Annotated in this window: 18 protein-coding genes and 3 tRNA genes; all 21 read right to left on the bottom strand. The window is 45.3% G+C overall.

Going from position 1 to position 22,893, the window contains the following annotated elements; translation table 11 throughout:
• The 21 genes from FHS18_RS05650 to pyrF all read right to left on the bottom strand — a co-directional run bounded on the left by FHS18_RS05650 (position 1) and on the right by pyrF (position 22,874).
• On the bottom strand, positions 1–3,060 hold the full coding sequence (locus FHS18_RS05650) for a Kelch repeat-containing protein (RefSeq protein ID WP_183597872.1): 3,060 nt from the start codon (positions 3,058–3,060) through the stop codon (positions 1–3).
• Positions 3,061–3,291: 231 nt separating this feature from the next.
• Positions 3,292–4,254: a DUF2971 domain-containing protein gene (locus tag FHS18_RS05645; RefSeq protein WP_183597870.1), complete on the bottom strand. Its 963-nt coding sequence runs from the start codon at positions 4,252–4,254 to the stop codon at positions 3,292–3,294.
• A gap of 836 nt (positions 4,255–5,090) precedes the next feature.
• Entirely contained in the window at positions 5,091–6,008 is a 918-nt protein-coding gene (locus FHS18_RS05640; protein ID WP_183597868.1) for a hypothetical protein, read from the bottom strand.
• Positions 6,009–6,278: a hypothetical protein gene (locus FHS18_RS05635; RefSeq protein WP_183597866.1), complete on the bottom strand. Its 270-nt coding sequence runs from the start codon at positions 6,276–6,278 to the stop codon at positions 6,009–6,011.
• 100 nt (positions 6,279–6,378) lie between these two features.
• Positions 6,379–7,428: a DUF262 domain-containing protein gene (locus tag FHS18_RS05630; protein ID WP_183597864.1), complete on the bottom strand. Its 1,050-nt coding sequence runs from the start codon at positions 7,426–7,428 to the stop codon at positions 6,379–6,381.
• A 2-nt stretch (positions 7,429–7,430) separates the two neighbouring features.
• Positions 7,431–8,459 carry an SIR2 family protein gene (locus tag FHS18_RS05625; RefSeq protein WP_183597862.1) on the bottom strand — a complete coding sequence of 343 codons (1,029 nt, stop codon included), beginning with the start codon at positions 8,457–8,459 and terminating at the stop codon, positions 7,431–7,433.
• An 84-nt stretch (positions 8,460–8,543) separates the two neighbouring features.
• Positions 8,544–9,152 (bottom strand): HNH endonuclease, encoded by a 609-nt coding sequence (locus FHS18_RS05620; protein ID WP_183597860.1) that lies wholly within the window; start codon positions 9,150–9,152, stop codon positions 8,544–8,546.
• Positions 9,149–10,114, bottom strand: a complete 966-nt coding sequence (locus FHS18_RS05615; protein ID WP_183597858.1) for a DNA (cytosine-5-)-methyltransferase — start codon at positions 10,112–10,114, stop codon at positions 9,149–9,151. The genes FHS18_RS05620 and FHS18_RS05615 overlap by 4 nt, the downstream gene beginning before the upstream one ends.
• A gap of 257 nt (positions 10,115–10,371) precedes the next feature.
• Complete coding sequence (locus tag FHS18_RS05610) at positions 10,372–11,319, bottom strand: tyrosine-type recombinase/integrase (RefSeq protein WP_183597856.1); 948 nt, start codon at positions 11,317–11,319, stop codon at positions 10,372–10,374.
• Between the two features lie 170 nt (positions 11,320–11,489).
• A tRNA-Leu gene (locus FHS18_RS05605) sits at positions 11,490–11,575 on the bottom strand.
• A gap of 23 nt (positions 11,576–11,598) precedes the next feature.
• Positions 11,599–11,675: transfer RNA gene (locus FHS18_RS05600), tRNA-Ile, on the bottom strand.
• 22 nt (positions 11,676–11,697) lie between these two features.
• Positions 11,698–11,774: transfer RNA gene (locus FHS18_RS05595), tRNA-Met, on the bottom strand.
• A 92-nt stretch (positions 11,775–11,866) separates the two neighbouring features.
• Positions 11,867–12,031 (bottom strand): hypothetical protein, encoded by a 165-nt coding sequence (locus FHS18_RS05590; protein WP_183597854.1) that lies wholly within the window; start codon positions 12,029–12,031, stop codon positions 11,867–11,869.
• Between the two features lie 109 nt (positions 12,032–12,140).
• Positions 12,141–13,652: an ABC transporter substrate-binding protein gene (locus FHS18_RS05585; RefSeq protein WP_183597852.1), complete on the bottom strand. Its 1,512-nt coding sequence runs from the start codon at positions 13,650–13,652 to the stop codon at positions 12,141–12,143.
• Between the two features lie 5 nt (positions 13,653–13,657).
• Positions 13,658–14,533: an ABC transporter ATP-binding protein gene (locus tag FHS18_RS05580; protein WP_183597850.1), complete on the bottom strand. Its 876-nt coding sequence runs from the start codon at positions 14,531–14,533 to the stop codon at positions 13,658–13,660.
• Between the two features lie 6 nt (positions 14,534–14,539).
• Positions 14,540–17,470, bottom strand: coding sequence for an ABC transporter permease (locus tag FHS18_RS05575; RefSeq protein WP_183597848.1), 2,931 nt, complete (start codon positions 17,468–17,470; stop codon positions 14,540–14,542).
• Between the two features lie 3 nt (positions 17,471–17,473).
• Positions 17,474–18,559 carry an efflux RND transporter periplasmic adaptor subunit gene (locus tag FHS18_RS05570; protein ID WP_183597846.1) on the bottom strand — a complete coding sequence of 362 codons (1,086 nt, stop codon included), beginning with the start codon at positions 18,557–18,559 and terminating at the stop codon, positions 17,474–17,476.
• Positions 18,525–19,235, bottom strand: a complete 711-nt coding sequence (locus FHS18_RS05565) for an ABC transporter ATP-binding protein (protein ID WP_246427513.1) — start codon at positions 19,233–19,235, stop codon at positions 18,525–18,527. Before FHS18_RS05565 ends, FHS18_RS05570 begins: the two co-directional genes overlap by 35 nt.
• Positions 19,236–19,560: 325 nt before the next feature.
• Positions 19,561–21,297: a methyl-accepting chemotaxis protein gene (locus FHS18_RS05560; RefSeq protein WP_183597842.1), complete on the bottom strand. Its 1,737-nt coding sequence runs from the start codon at positions 21,295–21,297 to the stop codon at positions 19,561–19,563.
• A gap of 193 nt (positions 21,298–21,490) precedes the next feature.
• Positions 21,491–22,138, bottom strand: coding sequence for an orotate phosphoribosyltransferase (pyrE, locus tag FHS18_RS05555; RefSeq protein WP_183597840.1), 648 nt, complete (start codon positions 22,136–22,138; stop codon positions 21,491–21,493).
• Positions 22,125–22,874 (bottom strand): orotidine-5'-phosphate decarboxylase, encoded by a 750-nt coding sequence (gene pyrF / locus FHS18_RS05550; RefSeq protein WP_183597838.1) that lies wholly within the window; start codon positions 22,872–22,874, stop codon positions 22,125–22,127. Before pyrF ends, pyrE begins: the two co-directional genes overlap by 14 nt.
• Positions 22,875–22,893 lie beyond the last annotated feature (19 nt).

Below are 22,893 nucleotides of genomic sequence, written 5' to 3'. Positions count from 1 at the left end.
TTAACCCCCAACAACCGTAGTTGTTTTTTTCTTTATGTTTCCGTTTTTGTCGTACTCGTAGGTTGTTTGATATTGAACTACTGGATTATTTACTTGTAATGTGTATGGTGCGGCTGAAAAGGTTCCACCAGCTCTTTCCACTTTAATGTAGTAAATACTTCCTTGCGTAACTTTGAAGAGGACTTCTTCTTTTACACCAGTGGCACTAATACCAGCATTAAGTGGTCGCATATTTTGGTCATATACATAGACATTGAAATCACTTGCCGCAAGCATACTTAGATTAATTTGATCAATTCCACTTGAAGAAGCGGTATACCGATAATAATCCACGTCAGTTTCTTTGTTAATGTAAGCTGTGTACGTAAGATTTTCACGAATCATTATTGCTCCAGCAAATGAATCATCAAGCTCAGTCAGGTCAGAGGTAGTCGTTACAATCAAGATATTGCTTGTTTCCGATTCTTTCCCTTGAGCAGTCTTTGCCTTGACATTAAAACGATATGTTGTGCTCGGTTTAAGTAATTTGGCTGTATATGTCACCGTGCTCACGCTAGTAACGCTACCAATCTTTACATCGTCTTGATAAACGTCATATCCAGAAATCCCATCTATCTTTACAGGGGCTTTCCAGGTTAAAACTACCTGAGTATCTGTTTTAGACTGTGCTACAAGATCAGTTGGAGACAGTACAGATCTGGAATAAAAAGGAGTGTAGCCATCTGTAGTTGTTGTTATAGGATATCCAGCATTTCCTGTAGCATCGAAATAATTAATTTCAAATAAAATAGGCCCTTCCGAATCAGTGGCTTTCAACTGATATACGGCCCTATATGCATTCTGCCCCGCCAAAGTGACAGCGGCAGCGTTGCCTTGAATTTTAACTGTAGGCAATTGTATCTCTTCATTTGCTTTGAACATAAGAGTAATCACGTCACCTGCATTAATGTATGTAGGCTTCTGGTTATTAACTGTAATTGTAGTTTCTGCAATCTGTGGTGATTCCTGATCGACATTAATAACACCTACATAAGGAACGGTCATCGTGTCGTTATAACTGTTCTTCGCAACCACATCAAAGTTTGTATATTTACCAGGTGCTATGTTATCCTTTTCGACATCCCACACTAGCTCCCAGTTGTCAGAAGCAGGATAAGCCATTGGCGTTTTTGCAACTGTAGTTGTCTTCGTAACACCGTCGATAGTAGCACTAATTGCAGTTGTATTCATGTATTTACTTCTAGCTTTACCTGTAATCTTGAAAGTTGTCTGCGCTCCGCTTACATTCACTTGAACAATATTTGGAGAGATCTCAGGTGTTTGTTTGAAGATAAGTTCCCGCATAGTTTGAACGTCACTATCGTCTCCAAATACTCTTAAGCGCCCGTCACCTAAATTAATCATTGTATTAGTTGCCAAAATCGCATCGTAATTTGGTAAAGTTACCCATTGATTAGTACTGGGATTATACTGATATGCTGATCTCTGAATTACGATTACTTCACCAGATTCAAGTGTTACTTGTGTATGTTTAAGTGTAAATGTCTGAGGTACGCTAGCAATTTGAAGCCAAGTATTCAATTTCACATCATATATGTAACAAATTTTGTTTGTTGATGTTACCATTAATCTACCGTCACTTAGAACACTTTGAGTATGTTTAATTAAGGTGCTTGGAATATCACTAGCTACAGCCCAAGTATTATTGGCAGGGTTATAGATATAAGTCTTATTAGAATTAACTTTCGTATCTCCTCTATATCCCCCTGTTACAATAACTCTACCATCAGATAATGTAGTTTGAGCGTGAGACATTAATGGTATTGGAAGGCTAGCTGCCGCTGTCCAGGTATTAGCAGTCAAATCATATAGGTATGTATTTGTAAATACAGAACCATTTTCGCCACCTGTTACAAAAACCTTTCCATTTTGAAGTGTACTTTGTCCATACGAATTTAATGTTGTTGGAAAAGCAGCTTTTTCAACATAAGTCCCGTTTATTGGATTGTAAGAGTAGCTTTTATTACTTGTTCCACCAGTCATTAAAAGATTCCCATCTGGTAAACTGCTAATATTTTTATGAGCAGGGTAACTATTTGGGTGGCCTTTAGTCCATTTGTCTAGTTTATAGTCATAAATGTAATAAACCTTATTACCGGTTATCATCACATCTCCGTTTGCCAGAGTACTTTGTTTATGCCCACTAATAACCTCAGGTAAATTAGCTAATGTTCGTATTTGCCGCGTATTGGGATCGTAAGCAATAGCTGAGTTCTTTTTAGCATCTGTCGAATCAGCTCCGCCTGTAATAAATACAGTCCCATCCTGCAACAAACTTAGATTGTTACTCGAAACTGCAACTGGTAGATTACCACCATTAGTCCATGTTCCACTAGATGGATCAAAAATATAAATTACACTATTTCTAACGCTACTAGATAATTTCCCGCCAGTAACTATTACTCTACCGTCTGGTAATGTTAGCTGTGAATGAAATGCTAAAGAAGCAGGTAGTGCTTGACCAGTACTCCAGGTGTTACTAACAGGATCATAAATTTCGACAGTTGAATAATAACTCGAACCGTATCCTCCTGTTACCATGACTTTACCATCAGCAAGTGTACTTTGCGCCCTACCAGAATAATTATTGACAGAGGAAGCAACCATGGTGGAGGTTCTAGTATTAGGATCATAGATAAAATTGGTTTTGGTATATGTTGATTGGCCTGAAATAATCCCCCCAACAACTAATACTTTTCCACTAAGGAGTAAACTAGAACTAAAACCACTCCTGATATCCGGTATTTCTCCACCAAATTTAAAAACTTTTTGATATGGATCGTAAATTGTCGGACTTAAATCAGTGCGTAGAATTTGTATATTTCCGTTTGGTAATGTAATTTGACCGCCTGATATTCCAGAAAAGAATGGATTGCCATATTCAACATTAGTTTCTTCAGCGAAAGCACTTTTTTGTTGAAATACAATATCTGTTAAAATTATCCCAAACGTTAAACTTACAGCAAGCATTATTTTCATCACTTTTGATAATAGATTCATACTTATCTCCCCATATGCATTTTTTTCTCAAAGCAATAGGCCAGTATCCCCAGCTCCCCAACTTCCTACCTAGATTTACCTATTGTTTAGACCATTAATATTATATATTAGCAAAAATGAATTGTTAATAGTTGGTTTTCACAATATAACCTGTTAGTTTCAACATTTTTAGACATAAAAATAGACCGCTTAATTTTAGCGGCCTCGACTATATAACGTTATAACAAATGACTATCTGTATGTCGCATCAGATTTATCAATAATAATATCATCGCAATTTTCGTATCCATAATATTTCAACAAGTGATATATATCACTTGCTTCAACATGAGAGCGTGGGCCAATACTGATTCGTTTAATAATATCACTTTCCAGTCCCTTATAACTTAAATCCAAGAAAGAGATTATTTTTTTTCCATCACTTCTAAACTGCAAACCACTCGGGAATCTTTCTCCAAAGTAGCCAGATGTAACTGGCTTTTCATCTGAGCAAGAATACCAATCATCCCAATCTGTAGTATATTTATCTAACTCAAAATCGCTCTCATTCAATACTAATCGCCATTCCTGTTCTTCAATAAATGCAGGATTCTTATAAAAAAGTGATTCTTGTATTAATAATCTAGTACTCAATGAGTAAATAAAATTCATTGGACTATCGTCAAAAAGAATTTTTTGCATCTCACCTTTATATAGCGCATCTTCAATACCCTCCAAGAAGTCACGAGAAAACTGTTTAACAATCTCTGGAACAGTTTCATTTGAATACTTTACCTTTTGTAATTTGAGTAAATCTTCTTTTTCAGCAATTCTCTTTAAGACATTTGCATCAAATCCAATTGCTAATCCATTTCCATCATCTGCATATCCTCTCCATTGACTTAATTTATCACGCTCCTCTGTAAAACAAGCTACATAGAATAAATCATCGTTCCGCTTTAAAATCCGTCCCTTTTCAATATCAAGTAGATACTTCAAAGTCTCTTTTTCATTAAGCCCGTATATAACATTATTCGATTGCATAAATGGATCTTCACTATATTGACGAAGCACTTCGTCTTCCGCAAATGTAAATAGCCACTTCGTCTCCATTGAGTCATTAGATTTACAGATATCCGACATTCTGATGGTTTTATGCCGTATAATGCTTAAAAAAGTATCAACACTACAATAGTGATAAAGAACATCTGACATAATTAACTCCTTAATTAAATTTGAGTTTAAAAAAGCCTTACAAGATAAATGAATTATAACAGAAACAAACCAAGTCCAATCATTTAATTGAAGTTTGTAAATAGAAAAAGTCCGTTAGCAGTAACGGTCAATTATAATTAGCGAAATGTAACACTTATTAAAAGCATGTTTTTATTTGTAGGCCTACTTTCAACCGCATCCATAGACTAACTAATTTCCACTAATCCCCTCGGAGATTATATGATTTGCCGCTTTTTATTAATAATCTTATGGATTCGCTGGCTCACGTTTCAAAAACTGGTTTAGACAACGTACCAAACAGATTAAGAGCAGATATCTTGACTGGCTTGACTTCCTTTACTACTACTGTTTGCTCATCGATCTCAAAAATGAGTCTGTCTCCCACTTCAAATCCCCATAGACTGCTAAACTCATTATGAATAGTCAGCCACCCTCTGCTGCTCATCTTGCTTGTGTAGTAATTGGGCATTGTTTACACCATTCTTTTCAAAGGATTACACACCACCCTTAACTATATCAGAAATTACAACGCCGATTATAGTCGAAGTATACTAAAAAGGTTAGTTTTTGGTAACACACTATATATAGTGAAGAGTTAATGTATATACCTTAACGATGATGTAGTAATAGTGGCTTCCTGTCCTGGGGTTAATGATCTATTAATTTATAAATAAATAATCACACCAGTTTACATACTCTAATAAGATGAACTATATATTTAATATACTGCCAAAAGCTAACCTTTTAATCTTTATTACACTTTTATAAGTAAAAAACCCTTAAGCATCTAATAATGCAAAAGGGTTAAGACACGATTAATATGGAAATTCATAATTCTCGTAAGGATCGGGCTTACTATCTAATAACTTTGCGCTTATCTTACTTAACGGTCTAGAACTTGGTTCAATTCCTGTCTTTAGCCACAGTAAAATTTCTTCAGGCGAGGAGGTGTAGTAGCTATTAGCAAGATTTTTTTTGCCTTTATTCTTTAAGCTGAAAGCAGTGTGCCGTGTTACTGTTATGAATCTGTTCTCTTCAAGCTTATGAATATATCGATTTAATGTATTGCTAGGTATACCAGTCTTTATACACAGAGCGTCCCATGCTTCATCATAACCATTAACATACATGCTATTCATTCGCATTAAGTAGGAATAGATATAATAACCAATCACACCTATGCCACTTTCAAGTGCTTTGAAGAATAACTCCATATTATGACAATGCGTGTTACTTATATCATAGAAAGTACCAGTTAGCAATTCATCGAAAGAGTAACGCTTAAATGCCTTAACTGGACGTTTTATCTTATAGTTTCTCATGTTAATTGAAACACTCATTGCTTGGGATAGTTTTAAATCTTTTATAGTATAAAAACTCAGTTCAGTTACATCCTCAGCGAACTCCCAAGCTATGGGGTAATCTGAGGTAGATTCTGTATACCCGATATTATCCAGCAAGCCGCCATCTTTGATAATGTAATCAATACCCTTATTCTTGCGAGCGTAACCAAGTAGCTCTTTCAGATCGTCTTGTTTTAGCAAGACCCCATCAGTTTCATACTTACAATATCTGTAGAGATAGCTGATCAACAAGTAGTAGCAATAAGCAAATCCTAAGTGTGATGAACTTGTTCTATCCAAATTCATCTTTAAATCATCAAAGATTTCATTTGGCAAGTATATCTGTTCTAGATCATTGGTAACATTATTTCTTAGATTAATCAAACTCAACTAGTTGTGTACCTCAATTTTACCAATGAAACTCAACAACTTAACTACAGACTCTTCTGAACTCATCCCCAGCTCATTCTGATAAAGTGAGATAACATCCCCATACTGCTCTTTCACTTCGTTTCTGTACCAATTCTTTTGGCTACAGATTTCATCTAATCCATTCACTTTGTAGCGTCCATCGAACATTTTTCTGAAAACAGAGCCTTCTTTAGAAAGAAAGCTACAAAAATTTACATAACCTGCTTTTATAATCCCTACAAAATTCAAATAATTCTTCTTACCTTTCTTTGACTCAAATTTACTTGCACCAGAGCGAAATGATTATAAACAAAACCCAATTAAGTGTCAATGTATAATTTGAATGTAATTAATCTGTTGAACTAATATTCAGATCACAAAAACCTAATAGTGCATTTAAACGATTTACCCTTTGTGAACGAGACTTTGTGCGACTCTCCATGCTTTTCTTGTATTGTTGTGTAAAAGGATCATCCGTCTTCTTAGATCTTAATCTTTTATACATATTATGTATCTTATCTTTCACCGCATGAACGTCCACATCGTTTAAGATACAATAGTTAGCAAAACACCATAAACCATAAATATGACTAACCCCGGTTATTTTATATTTCTCGTAGTCCAAGTCGAGATCTTTCAAGAATTCAGTTACTCTTTCGAATGTCTCAAGGTCGTCTTCAGTAATTTTATCCTTAGTCCACTTCTCATACAAAGTATCTAAAACGGTTTGATTTGAATCAAACAATGTATTTTCTAGAACAGTAAAAAGAATTTCCGAAATAAATTCTTGGTCTTCCATTCGTGCTAAATCTAATCCCTTTGTTCTTTCAATCCAAAAGTCAATTTTCAATAAATGTTCGATAACCTGTAAAAGGTGAGAATTATGATACTTTGCTTTTCTCAATTCTTGAGGATTTAGAGGAACACCATTCCGATTTAACCTATCAAAAATATTATCAACCATTTCTTCTGTAACTTTGTCTAAGTACTCAACTGGAATAATATAAGTCCAAAATTGTTCGCGAAAGTCTGAGAAAACATCACCCTCAATATCTTTGAAGTATTTCCCATTTAATACAGACTTACTTTCATCCCCTTCGCTGAAGTCTTCAGGAATTGGGATCATATTTCCAATAAATTCGATAATAGCAGTTAATCTTTGTTTGCCGTCGATCACATCGTATCTTGTTTTTCCGGTTTTTGTATCTACACGTTGATGGAGAAAAATAGGTGGTATTGGGTAATTCTTAAAGATTGTATCAATAAGAAATGATTGTTTTTCAACTCCCCACACTTTGTCTTTTCGCTGGTAGCGAGGATCAAAATTATACTTTTTAAGCAAATAGTTTTCATAAAATTCTGAAACCGTTATTTTTGTTGACTGTCTCTGAATCTGCATAGTTAACTAACACCTCCTAAGATATTAGAATTCGTATAACAAATATAGTTCCTAAAAAGACTCGTCAATATGCCATTCAATGCTCTCGGAGGATTTGGATTGATGAGCTTTATATTTATCTCAGGATCAAAAGATGTGAATAACCCATCAAGCTCTAATCGATCTACATGCCAATACGATATCCCACATAAAATAACTTCATCCTGAGCCGTTAAAGACTTTGCTGCTCCCAACGCAAGTTGCCTTAGTTGACCCGCCCACCCATATTTCAATCTACTTGAATCTCCAGCTGGAGGAATTAAAGCATTTATTAGATAGTTATCGTTTAGATTTGTATAGGAGATCTGAAAATCACTAACTCTACCTTCTGATAAACTTTTGTTGTATGGGATGCGGAATGAAGCTCTATCTAACTTATTCTTATGCACAAAACTAATTGATCCATGAGGTTTAATTAAGTTAAATTTAACATTACTACTTGATCTTTGAACACCCAAAACTCTATATTTCACTCCAATCAATGTCAAAATACGTTCCAACCAAACATCATAATTATATGTAACAATCGTTACTGATTTATATTCTTCTGAAGAAGCCAGTTTTCGAAAATACTTACACCATCCCCATGATTCAATATGGGCTTTTATATTTTCATCCTTCAAGTCAATCATAGAATCATAATAAATAAACAGATGCTTTAGATAAATAGCAAGTTCTTTGTAAGCCTTAATGTAAATATTATCCTGATCAATTCGTGAGGAGCTACCTTCAACAGAATCAGTGATGTTAGCACAAGTTATTATTTCCTCAATCAATTGCAAAGATTCATTATCTTCTATATAAGGGCGAACACCTAAATTCCATAAGTTCGGGCAATACTTATATGACAAAAAACCAGGTTCACTATCCACTGGCCAAGGGACGCAATTCCCATCTTTGAACAGATTACGAACATTTATTGTTGAATTTCCAATAGATCGTAAGAAATCAATTGTAAACCCATTACCAATTAAGATCATTAATTTTTTCATCTTAAGTCCCCTTAGCTTATTTACAATTTAATATCTTAAACAAAGGCCCTTCACTCCTATAGTAAGTCAGTGAAAGGCCTTTTATTATATTTCTTTTGTTTTAACAAGGAAGTCACTTGTTTGTTTGGGGAATTTGCCAACTAGCCATTGAAGTACTTTTAGTTGATCAGAACCTGAGGACCTTCTAATTTGAGCTAATAACTTTTCAGAGGAAGGTCGCTCAAGAGTAATGTTAGCGGCTCCTTCATTACAAACTGAACATAGCGCCCTTAAATTAGACGCGTCATCCGTTCCACCTTGGGATTTGTCTATAATATGCCCGATATGAAGTCTAGTTTTTCGTGAAGAATCATATGGATGTGGTTCACCAGCAACAGCACCGCACATTTGACAAGTAAAACCGTTTCGATCTAATACAAAAGCCCGAGTCTCTTTGGATATAGCTCTTTCAAAGGAGGGAATTGGTTTTAGATTAACGAGAATATATTGACCTGGTTTCAATTCACTTAAGTCATTATGTGTCTTGATATTCATCCCTTGTTCATTACGAAGCTCTCGAATCCTACGCGCCCATTCACTACTCCCACCTGCAACCTGTTGAAGTGTAGTTGACTCAAGGATTTGGCCGACATTTGCGATAAAGTATTCTCTTAACTTCGCTTTTGCTCCTTGCCCTCTTGCTGATTTCTTCATGCTATCACCCTCGATTTAGCTTCAGCTGTACTTATCGCTTTTGCAATCGCATCGCCTATTGCTTTAGCAACCGGTGGCGGGAAAGCATTCCCAACTTGTCGATAAGCATTGGTTTTCTTTCCGGTGATCTCCCACTCGGGAGGGAATCCTTGTATTAAAGCTGCCATTTTAACAGTTAATCTAGGCATTCCAATAAAATCTGCTTCAGGAGGTTCATTGGCAAGGGTATGTCCATTTACCCCTAGAGCTTCCCAAGCCTTTTTCGCCCTTGTTGGCCCTAGATCCGGGCCACCGTGTTTTTTTGAACCACCTACTAAAGTCGGGGCAATTGTATTGGCTTTTTCCTTCCATTCATCTACACCAAGCCATCCTTGACTTGCCATCTCTTCATACAATACCTCCCCAACAGAAGGGGCTGGAGTTTCTAATGGGATAGGCCATTGAAAATACTTGGCATATTTTTTCTTTAAAGCTACAAAAACTACTCGTGGCCTTAATTGAGGAACACCAAAGTCTGAAGCATTATAAAGTCTCCATTCCCCTTTATAACCAAGAGACTCAATTGCATTGGTGAAAGCCGCCCTGTACTCGCTGAACCCAGAAGCCATAAGTCCTGCCACATTTTCAATCATAATGGCATTTGGAGAGCACTCTTTTACTAAACGCGGCACTTCGGGCAGCAAATTGCGATCGTCTAGTTCACCGAGTTGATTTCCACCAGTTGAGAATGGTTGACACGGCGGTCCTCCAGCAAGCAAATCAACGCCTTTGTATTCTTTAGCACTAAAGAGCCTTAAATCAGTAGGAATAACATTCCAACCAGGTCTATTTTTCTCAAGTGTATCGCATGCAAATTTATCGATCTCTACTAATGCTACGTGTTCAAACCCAGCTTGTTCTATACCAATGGCCTGCCCGCCAGCACCTGCACAAATCTCTAGTGATGTTAGAACCCTAGTCACGAGCACACCTCCTATCAAACGTATGTTCCATTCTAATATTATATTAGAGTAACACAAGTCTTACAAGATAATTAAGGACTAAATGATGAGCATTAAGTATTGAATATTCTCCCATACAGCCTTAGACGGTCTTCAAACCCTCCAGAATACCATAAGAGGCGTCTCAAAATCCATGGACACACTAATACCGAATCTAATTACGATCTCTTAGAAGCAAATCTAGTGGCTAATACAATACAAAGTTTAGGCTATACCACTCATTTATCAAGTTTTCTAACTCGACTTGTATTCGATAGCAAGTTTTTCAATGGGGTTGAAATTGAATGTCCTTCTTTTAAATCGTTATTTGTTAAAGCTACATATCTTTTGGTCATGGATAAATCGCTATGACCTAATGTCTTTTGCAGCATAAGTGCATTTGCTCCGTTACGAATAAACTCAAGAGCAAATACATGTCTTAAATCGTATGGACGGATGTGTACTCCAAGCACCTTGCTGTATACTTCTAAGCGGTCGCCCCAGTTATGTCGATTCATTTTTTTGCCCTCAAATGTGCAAAAGAGCGGAACATGAATTTGATCCCAATCAGTTGACCTAGCTTGAACCAATGACTTTATTGCTTTAACCGTTTGTACGGATATTGGAAGTGTTCTAGATACTCTAGTTTTTGCATGTTCTGATCTAATGTAAATTTCATGAGAAACGGGATTAAAGTCATCAATCACTAAACTAAAAGCTTCCTTAGGACGTATCCCAGAATCCAGTGTTAAAAGCATTAAGGTGTAATCGCGAAGACCGGCATAAGTATTTTTATCAGGCAGAGATAACAACTTTCTTAAAGTATCGAGATCAATGTTGACTACCCGTCCTGAGTCTTTCCGCTTCTTAAAGCCACGTAATGGATTTTCTGAAATCATGTTTTCTGAATAACACCAATTAAGAAAAGTCCTTATATACACGAGTCTGTTATTGAAGGTCGCCGCTTTAATATCATCTTGAGCAAAATACTCGTACAAACCAACTTTAAGTAGCTCCTCTGAGGATGACGCGTTAGGGTATCGGTTGAAAAATTGATTTACATGCTGTTTGTAATCACTAATTGTTTGTTGACTAATGCCCTGTGCTTTCTTAAAGAACATGAATTGTTCTAAGGCTTCTTGCCATTTGAACTCAACTGTTTGTTTAATTTTCCCTACTCTAGCCATAAAAAAATACCCCTTCCATTTGTTAAATAACAAATGCTAAAAGAGGTATTATCATGAAATCCTGTGCATGAAAACATCTCCGATTAAACACACAGAACCTTGCACATTCGAAAGCAGAACAAAACTATAGGCTTAGAAAAAAACCTTGATTTCTCAAGGTTTTCTTGTGATGCCGAGGACGGGGGTCGAACCCGTACGGTGGTCACCCACCGCAGGATTTTAAGTCCTGTGCGTCTGCCAATTCCGCCACCCCGGCATGATATAAAGACGTTCGTAAAATGGTGGGCCCTGAGGGACTCGAACCCCCGACCAATCGGTTATGAGCCGACCGCTCTAACCAACTGAGCTAAGGGCCCTCGCGATGATCCATCGTAAGGTTGGTTGCGGGGGCAGGATTTGAACCTGCGGCCTTCGGGTTATGAGCCCGACGAGCTACCGGGCTGCTCCACCCCGCGCCATTTCATTCAATTCGCCAGAACGTCTTACGGCGACAAAAATAAATATACTATACTAAGCAATCATAAGTCAACCATTTTATAAGAAAATTTTAAGGTACAAAACGTACGCCATACCGGCCCTTCGTGGATTGGAACACCTCGATCTCGCGCGGGCAATCATAACCGTAGACCCACCAGTCATTCTCCATGCGTCTGACGAGGCAGCCCGCTTGAAATTTCGTCTCATATAAGCGTACCCAATATACCCATCTCATGATAATCCCTCCACACCCGTTTTGCTTAGATTACCCTGCCTGCAGGAAAAACAAGCATTACGGACATAAAAAAGGAACGCCATGAACGGCGTTCCTCCTCCTCTACCTATTACTGGGCGTAGACGTCGCCTGTTACGCCGCCTGTCGGATTTTCCTTAAGCTTCTTCAGCGTCGCGTCGCCTTTGGTCTGCCATTCCTTCAAGGCATCGGCAGCCGTCTTCTTCCCTTGCACAACGTCCATCATAGCCTGCTGGCCGAAGGACTGAACTTCCCAGATACCTGGCTTCTCACGGTTCAGTTTATCCATGTCGAGCGTGCTTGGCGGAACTGGCTTCAGCGTGTAGAAGGACTCGATGTTGTAGTCTTGGCCTTCTCTAGGCTTGAGCATCGATTTGCGTGCGATCAGCTCGTAGGTGCTGCGGGATTTCAGCTTCGCCCACTCTTTGCTGTTGTTGAATTCGATGAATGTCCACGCGTCCTCAGGGTTAGCTGCCTTGGCGTTGATCGCCATCGGCGCGGTCAGCGTAATCGCGCTGCCGATGCCCGGATTCTCGGCATGCTGCGGCATCGTGACGACACCCCAGTCAACGGCTGTAATCTGCGGATTCTTCGCGCTTTGATCCTTCGCACGGGACAATTCCATGACATAGTCATAACCAGCCAGCGTCATGGCTACGCGATTGCTAAGGAAGAGATCACCCTGGAACGGATTGAATACGGCCTTGCCGTTAACCACGCCGCCGCCATTCTCCGGATAGATGTCTTGCTGGCTCGGCACGATTTTGTCCTTGTACAGGCTCGCCATCGTCGTGAACACTTTCTCCCAGCCTGGTCCTTCGACGGTCATCTTCTCCGCATTATCGTCGAACATCTTCAGTTGAAGCGCAGGCAGATAGTATTGCTGCATATCGTTGAAGGCATCCCCGCCCCACCGGCTCATCTGGAGACCGAAGGTCCGCTCCTGACCATTGCCTTTGGCAATGCGTTTGGCAAGAGTGATGACATCGTCCCATGTCATGTTGTCGGTCGGAACCTCAATACCGGCATCGGCGAACATCTTCTTATTATAATAGAGGGCAGAGGAGTTGAAAGTCGGCGTCAGCGCATAGATCGAACCATCGCCCGCATCTTTGATCCCTTCGATGACGGATGGCACATAATCCTCGATATCGAATTCATTCTCCTGAATGACCGGATCCAGCTGCTTGAGCATATTATCCTGCACAAGACGCTTCAGGTAGGATGTTCCGCCATCCAATACGACGACGTCTACCGGATTGCTGCCATTGAGCATTTCTTTCAGCTTCTCGTAAGGGTCCGGCTGATTCTGCTGATAGCCCTCCTGCGTGTAGTCCTGGTAGCGCATATCGTCGTAATTGATCGCACCGACAACCTCGATCTCCAGTTCCGGATGCAGCAGCTCGAAGCTGTCCGTGTACTGCTGGCGCAAGTATTGCTCGTTGTCCGCGTTGGAATACGTGAATCCGATACGAAGCACGCGCTTCTCGGCGGATGTGTCGCTGCCGCTGCTGCACGCCGCGAGCATCGAACCCATCAACGTCATGGAAATCCCCATAAATACCGTTTTGCGCGCGATCGATCCGTAAACTCTCTTCTTCATCTGTTCTACCCCTCCAATGATTTGGGCGGCGTTATTATGATCCGCTCGCCATCGAATTCCATCGATGCTTTATCTGTAATTTGAAGTGCCGTCAAGTACGCTTTCGGTATCTGCAAACGTCCGACGCGATCGACGACAACGTATTCCTCGTGGACATTGCCGATCGGATTATTCACTGCTGCCTCGGCCGCATCCAGATTCGGATTCCGCTTAATAAACTCGGTGCTGGTTAATCCGTCTCGGATCGCCACCACCCGGTCGACCTTACCTGCGAGCGACAGATCGTGGGTGACGATGACGATCGTAATGCCTAACTCCCGGTTCAGCCGGCGGAAAATATCCATAATGAGATCCGATGTGCGCGAGTCGACCGAGCCCGTCGGTTCGTCGGCCAACACCAGCTTCGGGCGATTGGAAAGCGAGATCGCCATGGCGACACGCTGCTGTTCACCGCCTGACAGCTGATGCAGCTTGTTATGCATACGCTCCTTCAGCCCGACCCATTCGAGCAGTTGCTTCGCATAGGCCCGGTCCAGCCGGCCCGACAGCATCATCGGCATCTCGACATTCTCGATCGCGCTTAAGTACGGCAGCAGGTTGCGGGCATTGTTCTGCCAGATGAACCCAACCGTGTCGCGCTTGTATTCGACGAGCTGATCATCGGTGATCTTCAGCAGATCCCACGGACCGACTTTAACCGATCCGGCAGACGGGCGGTCGAGACCGCCCAATATATTCAGCAAGGTGGACTTGCCGCTGCCGCTGTTGCCGATGATCGCCATCATTTCGCCGTCTTGCACATTGAGGTTCAAGCCTTGCAGAGCGACAACCTCGAGATCATCGGATTTGTAAATTTTGACGAGTCCTTCGCATTCGATCATGGACGGTTAACGCTCCTCTCCCATTTTGACGGCTTGGTGCACGCGCAGTCTGCGGATATGAATGAGCAAGAGCGAAGCGCCCATGAGCATCATGCAAGCGACGACGACATACAGCTGATTCGTATCCTGCGAGTCGAACACCACCCGGAATGGAGGCACGGAGTTCGCGACGTTCTCGGCTGTCTGCAGGAAAGGCAGGAACAGCAAGCTGGTAATTTTGCCGATCACGATCCCGAGCACAATCGATAGTCCCGCGGTGAAGATTTGTTCGAGCAACAGCATGCCGGTCAATTGTTTGCGGGATAGCCCCATCGCCCGCAGCACGCCGAACTGCACGATACGGCCTGACAAATTGAAGAACCAGTACAGAATATAGCCGACAAGAGAGACGATAATCGATACGAGGAACCCTAAACTCAGAATGCCGAATACGCCGCCGCGCGTAGGCAGCTTCGATTGAACGAGCAGCTCTTGGCGCACATCGCTCACCGAAGCAATCTCGATGCCTTTGGCTTGCAGACCTGTAATGATCGGAGCGGTCTTCGCGTCCGGCTTCATCTTCAGCCACACATCGTACTGCATCATCGGTACTTGGTCATAAATGTAGTCCAGGTTCGCAATGATGAACGGCGAGCTGTCCGGATACTGACTCGGCCAATAAGGCACGATGCCGACCACGACAAACTCGATCATGCCGTCCGTCAGTCCGACCGAGACGATATCGCCAAGCTTCAACTGATATTTCTCCGCGATCTTCGTCGGAATGATGGCCGCTTGCTCATACAGGCCCAAGTTATTCAAGTAGTTAAAAGGATGCGTCGGGAACAGGTCGTTGCGGAACCATGCGACCTTGGAAAAGTCGACATTGTCGATCCCCACCAGCGTCCCTTGCCCTGCCGAGCGTCCGCTGACGATCAGATTGCCTTTGGCCTGCAGCACTCTTGCGGCCGCCTCGACGCCTTCCAACTGGCGGAAAATCTCGAATGGCGGTTCGGTATAGATCGTCTTGGTCGGCACCGATCCGCCTCCCTGTCCGCCCCCACCGCCTTGGCCGCCGCCGTTACCGCCGGAGCCATTGCCTTGACCGCCGTTGTTGCCCTGGCCGCCATTATTGCCTTGGCCCCCGCCATTGCCGCCGTTCTGCCCTCCGCCTTGCGGCTGCTCAATCTCGGTCGTTCCTTCCCAGACGGTCTGAACGACGACGTCGGTGCCGAACTTGTATAACGTTCGCTCCGTGGAGTTCAGATCGATCGTACGTGCCGCCGAGGCATTATAGACGCCCAAGCCTAGCGTCAGAATAAGCAGAATCATAAGCGGATAATAGCCTTTGGACGAGCGGGACAGCTGCGATAGCGTCAAATACAGCGGAACCGGCAGCCAGCGCCGCCCGATCCAATTGAACAGCTTCAGCAGCCATGGGAACACGCGCAGGAAGAACAGTCCGAGCGCGAAGATCGCAATCGCCGGCACGAAGAACAAGAATGGCTGCACATTCAATTGGTCTGTCGTCATGCCGCTCTTGAAGGAAATCATCTGCCGTTCGTTAAACAGATACCAGCCGTAACCGGCCACGCCGAGCAGCAGCACATCCAGGAACCATCGCTGCCAAGCCGGCTTCTTATCCGAACGGGCGAGCGCCTGCTTATAGCCGACGATCGACGATCTGGCATAGATGACGGCAGGAATAACCGTGGCCAATAGCGCTAGCAGCACCGCGCCGACGCCTGCCAGTATCCCTTCGATCCCGAAACCGATCGGAATCGATTTGCGGTCGACGAATTCCAGGAAACCGTTCGCCGAGCCAATGCTTTTGGCCATAAACCAACCGAGCATCGGACCTATGACGAGCGCTATGATGCCGAGTATGAGTCCTTCAATAACATAGATACGTATGATCTGCCCCGTACCGGCCCCGCGGCTTCGCAGCACGGCAATGTCGCTTCGCTGCTTGTCGAGGGATTGGCGGGCATTCATCGCGATAAAATAGAACACCATCGCGATCATCGGCGCTGCGAGAGTAAACAACAGCGCTTGCAGCTGCAAGCTCTGCGTACGGAACTGGCCGAGCAGCTTCGCGAAGGAAATCTCGACCTTCGTGTCCTTCAGCTTCTGATACAGCTCGACGTTCAGACGGTCAAGCGTACGGCCGAGCGGCGACAGCTGGCTGGTCTGAATTTCTTTGAGGTCAAAAGCGTAGTACCAATTGGCCGTATGGACGGGCACGCCGCGGTCTTTCACAAGCCCCTGCGTGAACGCCTTCTCGCCGATGACCAGCGTATTCATAATCCCTTCCAGGCCTTGGTACCAGTACGGGTCCGTATCGCTGAGCGGCTTGTAAGTACCGACGATCTTGACGCGAAGATTCAGGTTAAGGCCGCCATAGATCGGGTAGTAGAACACATCGCCGACATGCATATCGCTGCGGTACATCGCCTCTTCCATCATGACCGCTTCGACGGTCTCATCCGAGCCGATCGCATCCGCGAACCAACGTCCCTGCGTCAGCTCTCCTTTTTGTTCCAGACCGGACATCGTCATGAGCGACATCTGGCGGACCCGGCTGGCATCGACCTTTGTCGGATCCTCGGGACTAATCTCCGTGCTGCGCAGGAGCATATTCTGCACGAAGGTGGTATGCGGGAATCCGATCAATCCCGGTACGTCCTCTTGGATATAGCGGGTAACCTCCGTCAGCGATGCAGGATCGGTCTTCGCGCCGCCGACAGCCTGATAGCGCATAAGCAATGAGCCTGCCGGCAGACCGTCACTTTCCTCCTTCAGCGACTCGCCGACGACCCGCTTCAGAGCGCCGTCCGCATACATCGGGATACTCGTTGCGAACGCCACCGCGATGATGAGTCCGGCAAGCGAGCTGAGCGTCAGCCAGCGGGTGTTCCACATCTTGCGGAACAGGAATCGAAATAACGGGATGCCCATCGTTTATCGACCTACGACTTTCTGTCCCGGTTGCAGTCCCTTAACGATTTCGATTTGGGTGGCCGTCTGTTGACCCACCTCGACATCCACTTCGCGTTTGCCTTCCGCGTCTACCACTTGAACATAAGTACGTGAACCGATCGTCCGCAATGCAGATGGCGGAATGACGATCGCGTTTTCTTTGCGCTGGGTAATGATATTAACGGATAATGGCGTTCCGCGTACGGCGCCTTGCGGCAATTTGGACAACTCGACGAGCAGGAAGTCCTCCGGACGTTCAATGTTCTGGCCGCCGTTAGCGCCGCCATTGCCATTGCCGTTCCCATTCCCGTTGCCATTCTGATCGTCCTTAATGACCGGCAGCTGCTTCACCTTGCCCGTTACCGATCCGCCGTTATTGATGTCCACTTGGACCGGCATTCCAACCGATACGCCCTTCAACTCATCTTGCGTCATCGTCGCAGCCGCAACCAAGCTCGAACTGTCAGCAATGATGGCAATCGGGTCATACGCCTTAATCAGGTCGCCCTTCATCACGTTCAACTGTACGACAGTACCGGAGAATGGAGCCGTAATCGATGCTTTGTTAATCTCGTCTTGCTGGTCGACCAGCGCCTGCCGCGCCTCTTCGAACGCGATGACAGCCATCTGGAAGTCGACTTCAGACATCGTATCTTTCTTCTTGAGCGTATCCTTCATGGTTGCTTCGTCGCGTTGAAAGGACAGTTGCGCCTTGCGGAGCGCCTTCTTCAGATCGTCGACATCCAGCGTACCGATGACCTGTCCTGCCGTTACCTTATCGCCGACCTTAATATTCAGTTCTTTCAGCCGTTTGCCATCCAAAGTAAAATACAACGTCTCTTCTTTCATCGAGATCAGTTTGCCGACGCCTTGTATCTTCGTCTCCAGCGTGGTTGTCGTAACCTCGTATTCCGGTTTCTTGGAAATGGCGGGCGGCGTAATGCTCGGAAGCACTTCCTCCTCCGCTTCCTTCGGCAGCAGCGAGCATCCGCTCATGAGCAGCGAGGCGCTGAGCATGACAGCTGCAGTCCGCTTAAATGAATTTTCCGTCAACCATTTCGTAAACATGATCGGCAACCTCCAAAATCGTAGGATCGTGCGTGGTCATACAAATCGTAACCTGCTCGGTCTGAATAATCGTTCTAAACACCGCCATAATCTGTGCCGACATCTGCGAATCCAGCTCGGCAGTGGGCTCATCGGCCAGCAGAAGACGCGGCTTGTGGGCAATCGCCTTGGCAATCGCCACCCGCTGCTGCTCGCCGCCTGACAGTTCGAACGGCCTGTGGTGCATCCGCTTGGACAGCCCCACTAGATCGAGACAGTGCGTAACCCGTTCCTTCCATTGACTGCTCGGCACACCTGCCATCCTCAGAGACAGCTCGACATTCTCATAAGCGGACAGCAGCGGCATCAATGCGAACGCCTGAAAAATAAATCCCATCTGCTTGCGCCGCACTATCGTTCGGTCATCGTCATTCATCGCATGAAAAGGCATTCCGCGAAAAAATATATGTCCTTTCGTCGGCTGATCGAGGCCGCCGATCATATTAAGCAATGTCGTCTTGCCTGAACCGGACCTGCCGCGCAGCATGACAAGCGATGTTGGATGCAGCTCCATATTAATTCCCTTAAGCACATGAAGCGGCGATCCGCCAACCTGAAACGTCCGCTCGACCGATTCCACGACCAGAATCGGCTCTTCGTCCACCGGCTCAGCTGCTGTAATTGTCGGTACGGCCATCGCTGCGGCGGTCTCTTCCACTGCTAGCGGCACCTCCGATTGCGCTTCAGTGGCCTCTTCGACTGCCATCTGGGTCTTGCTTCGTTTCCACCATGCCATGGCGTTTCCCGAGACCCCCTTCCCCATTAAAAATTTTTCATAATTTAAAAACTACCCTATAGACGGTGGATCCGCGTAAAAAGTTACGCTAATTTCGACGAAGTTTTATAAAGTTTCATTAAAGTCCGAAACAAAATCGATTTATGCACATACAAAAAGGCTTCTGACCGTGAATATTGCGCAAGCGACAACATCACTTCAGAAGCCCTTCCTCTCAAACTATCGGTTAAACCTTGAATGAAGCTACAGAATCGGTCAACGCGTCCACGATGGAACGGAGCTGATCGGCTGCCAGCGTAATGTCCTCCATGAGCGCGAGCTGTTCCTCCGTTGCTGCAGCGACGCTTCGCGTCGAATCGAGCGTCATCTGCGCGGTGTGAGCGGATTGTTCCATCGTTGCGCTGACCTGCTCCGCGCTTGCCGACATTTGCTCCGTGATCGCTGAATTGTCATGAATCTGAGAAGCGATATTCATGATCGAGCTTTGGATACGCGTGAAGCTTTCCGTTACTTCATTCAGCAATTGATTCCCCTGCTCTACCTCGACCAGCGTTCGATCCATTACGCCTGAAGCGCTGCTGACCTCGTCTTGAGTAGCTGCAACCAGCTGGTTAATGACATCGGCGGATTGCAATGACCCTGCCGCAAGCTTGCGGATCTCTTCAGCTACGACGGTAAAACCGCGGCCATGCTCGCCTGCTCGCGCCGCCTCAATGGAAGCGTTAAGCGAGAGAATATTCGTCTGATTCGAGAAGGAAGTAATCTGTACCGCAATCTGGCCAATCTCCCGTGAACGGCCGTTCAAATTCGCGACAATCCGGGACAAATCCGCAAGAATCGTTTTGATGCCGATCATCTGCTTAACGAGGTGCTCAATCTGCTGCTTGCCGCTGTTCGTCATCTGCGTTGTGGACGAAGAGTATTCGGATATAGCGGAGGTGTTCTCCGCGACCCGTCCGATTCCGACGGCCATCTCCACCATCGCGCGCGCCGACTCCTCAGCCGCCTTCGTCTGCGTCTCCATGCCGTCGCTGACGTCTTGAATCTCAACCGCGACGCTCGATCCCGCTTCTGACGACTGCTGCGATGCGACTTGCATCTGCTCGGAGGAGCGTTTTACTTGGTTCGCATTGAAGGAGATCGTTCCGATCAAATGGCGCAAGTTATTCGTCATCGCTTCGATCGATCCCGCAATCTGGCCAAGCTCGTCATCCCCGCGTTTGATCGCAGGGTGCTCGCGAAGATCGCCAGCGGATACCGCATCGGTCAATCGTTTCATGTAATCCACGACTCGCGACATGTTCCGGATGAGGAAGAAGCCGACTAACGCGATCAGTATCGTACATGCCCCCATGCCGCTGTAGGCACTCACTTTCTCGCTCTTCAGCTGCTCCGCGTAGACGGCTGTCTGATTGGCCGCATACTCATCGAGAATTTCGCCGACCAGATTCAAACCTCCACGCAAAGATTCGAATTGTTCGAGCAACTCTGACGGCAATACTGCTGTTTCTTGAGCAGCCGCAGCTTCCATCGCTGTTTTCCATGCAGGATAGTCGGATGTGAAACGCTCGAACACGGTATTAATCGTGGTGCTGTCATCCTTCTTGACTAACTCGGTCATACCTGCCGCTTGCAGAATTTCGTCAGCCTGAGCCATACGTTCGGCCGCCTGCTCCGCGTTGGTCTGCATATCCGATAGTTCGGCGGATGCATCCGCTCCGCCAAGCTGCTTCAATTTCAGTTGTTCATAGGCAGACAGCGCTTGATACAAGTCTCGGTCTGCATTGAGCACCAACGTGTTCACATTGTGCGTTGTATGAAATAAGGATTGCGTGATTGCGCTCATATCCTGGTCATACTTGTTGAGCCAGTAAAAATTGCTCCCTATGTACGCCAATACGGGCAGGGAGAGAAGCAGTATCAGCTTCACTTTCAGATTGAAGGAAATACGGCGCTTCTTCATCAGGCATCATCCTCTTCGTCATCATCATGTCGCAGCATAGAGCTACTACTTCTATCATCGGCAGTTCGCCTCGCAAACGTAAGATGAGTTTGACGAATTGTGATATTATTTGTCGTATTTGTTTTGAAATAAAAAAGACTCATGCCCACCATCAGGTAGAGGCATGAGTCTTTTACGCTCAAGCGTATGGAATCTATTTGCCGAATGCTTGCGGATCTTCTTTCCACGAACGAAGGAGCGCTACATCGGCTTCTTCGATTTTGCCAAGCTCCAACGCGGTTTCAATCAATGCCGAGTAGTTCGAGAGCGTAAAGAGCGGAATCTCTTGCTCCGCGAACGCTTGCGCAGCTTGCGGGAATTCGTAGGTGAAGATTGCGACCGTACCTTGAACGACGCAGCCTGCCTCACGGACAGCCACAGCCGCTTTCAGGGAACTGCCGCCTGTGGAGACGAGGTCTTCGATCAGGACGACTTTTTGGCCAGGCGTGAAGTGACCTTCGATTTGATTCGTTTTGCCATGGCCTTTGGCCTTGTCGCGCACATACAGCATCGGCAGGTTCAGCTTCTGCGCCACCCATGCGGCATGCGGAATGCCGCCAGTTGCGATACCCGCTACCGCCTCGCAGTCCGGGAACCGCTCGCGGATAACGGCTGCGAACCCTTCGGCGATCACATCGCGTACGTTCGGGTAAGACATCGTCAGGCGATTATCGCAGTAGATCGGGGATTTCATGCCCGACGACCACGTGAACGGCTCGTTCGGACGAAGCGCTACCGCTCCGATCGTAAGCAAGCTGCCTGCGATTTGCTGCGGTAATTGTTCGAGATTATTCGTTGTCATGATTCATCAGCTCCTGAATGATTGATTCGATCGATGCGCGAGGATCTGCTGCTGCCGTAATCGGTCTGCCGATGACCATATAATCCGTACCTTGCGCCAGCGCCTCGGACGGCGTAAGAATACGGGATTGGTCATTCACCGCGGCTCCGATCGGCCTGATGCCAGGTGTAATGGTCTGGAAGCTGGCGCCGCAAGCCGCCTTGATCTGCACGACTTCCTGCGGAGAGGAAACGACGCCATCCAAACCGGCCTGCTTGGCCAATTGCGCGTAGCGGATAACCGAATCCTCGACCGATCCGCCGATGCCGATCTCGTCATTCAGGACAGCTTGGCTCGTGCTGGTCAACTGCGTCACCGCGATTACAAGCGGACGCGTGAGGCCGCTGCCACCAGCGATGGCGGCATCCACACCTTCAAGAGCGGCTTCCATCATGTGACGGCCGCCAGCTGCATGGACATTGAAGACGTCGACGCCAAGCTTCGTTACGCTGTTCGCTCCGCCCTTCACCGTATTCGGGATGTCGTGCATCTTGACGTCCAGGAACACTTTATAGCCGCGTTCCTTCAAGCTTGCTACGAACCCTAGACCCGCCGCATAGAAGAGTTGGAGGCCCACCTTCATATAACATGGAATTCCGTCCAGGCTCTTCAGCAGCGTCTCCGCAGCTTGCGCGTCCGGATAATCGAGCGCAACCATGATCTTCCCTGCTGCCGATTCTCGTGTCAGCGTTGCCATCCTCATCGCCTCCTGTAAT

Origin of the sequence: Paenibacillus phyllosphaerae, assembly GCF_014192105.1 — a bacterium.
GTDB classification, from domain to species: domain Bacteria; phylum Bacillota; class Bacilli; order Paenibacillales; family Paenibacillaceae; genus Paenibacillus_Z; species Paenibacillus_Z phyllosphaerae.
Note: the sequence above shows the minus strand (reverse complement) of the source record. Positions and strands in the feature narration are given on the sequence as shown.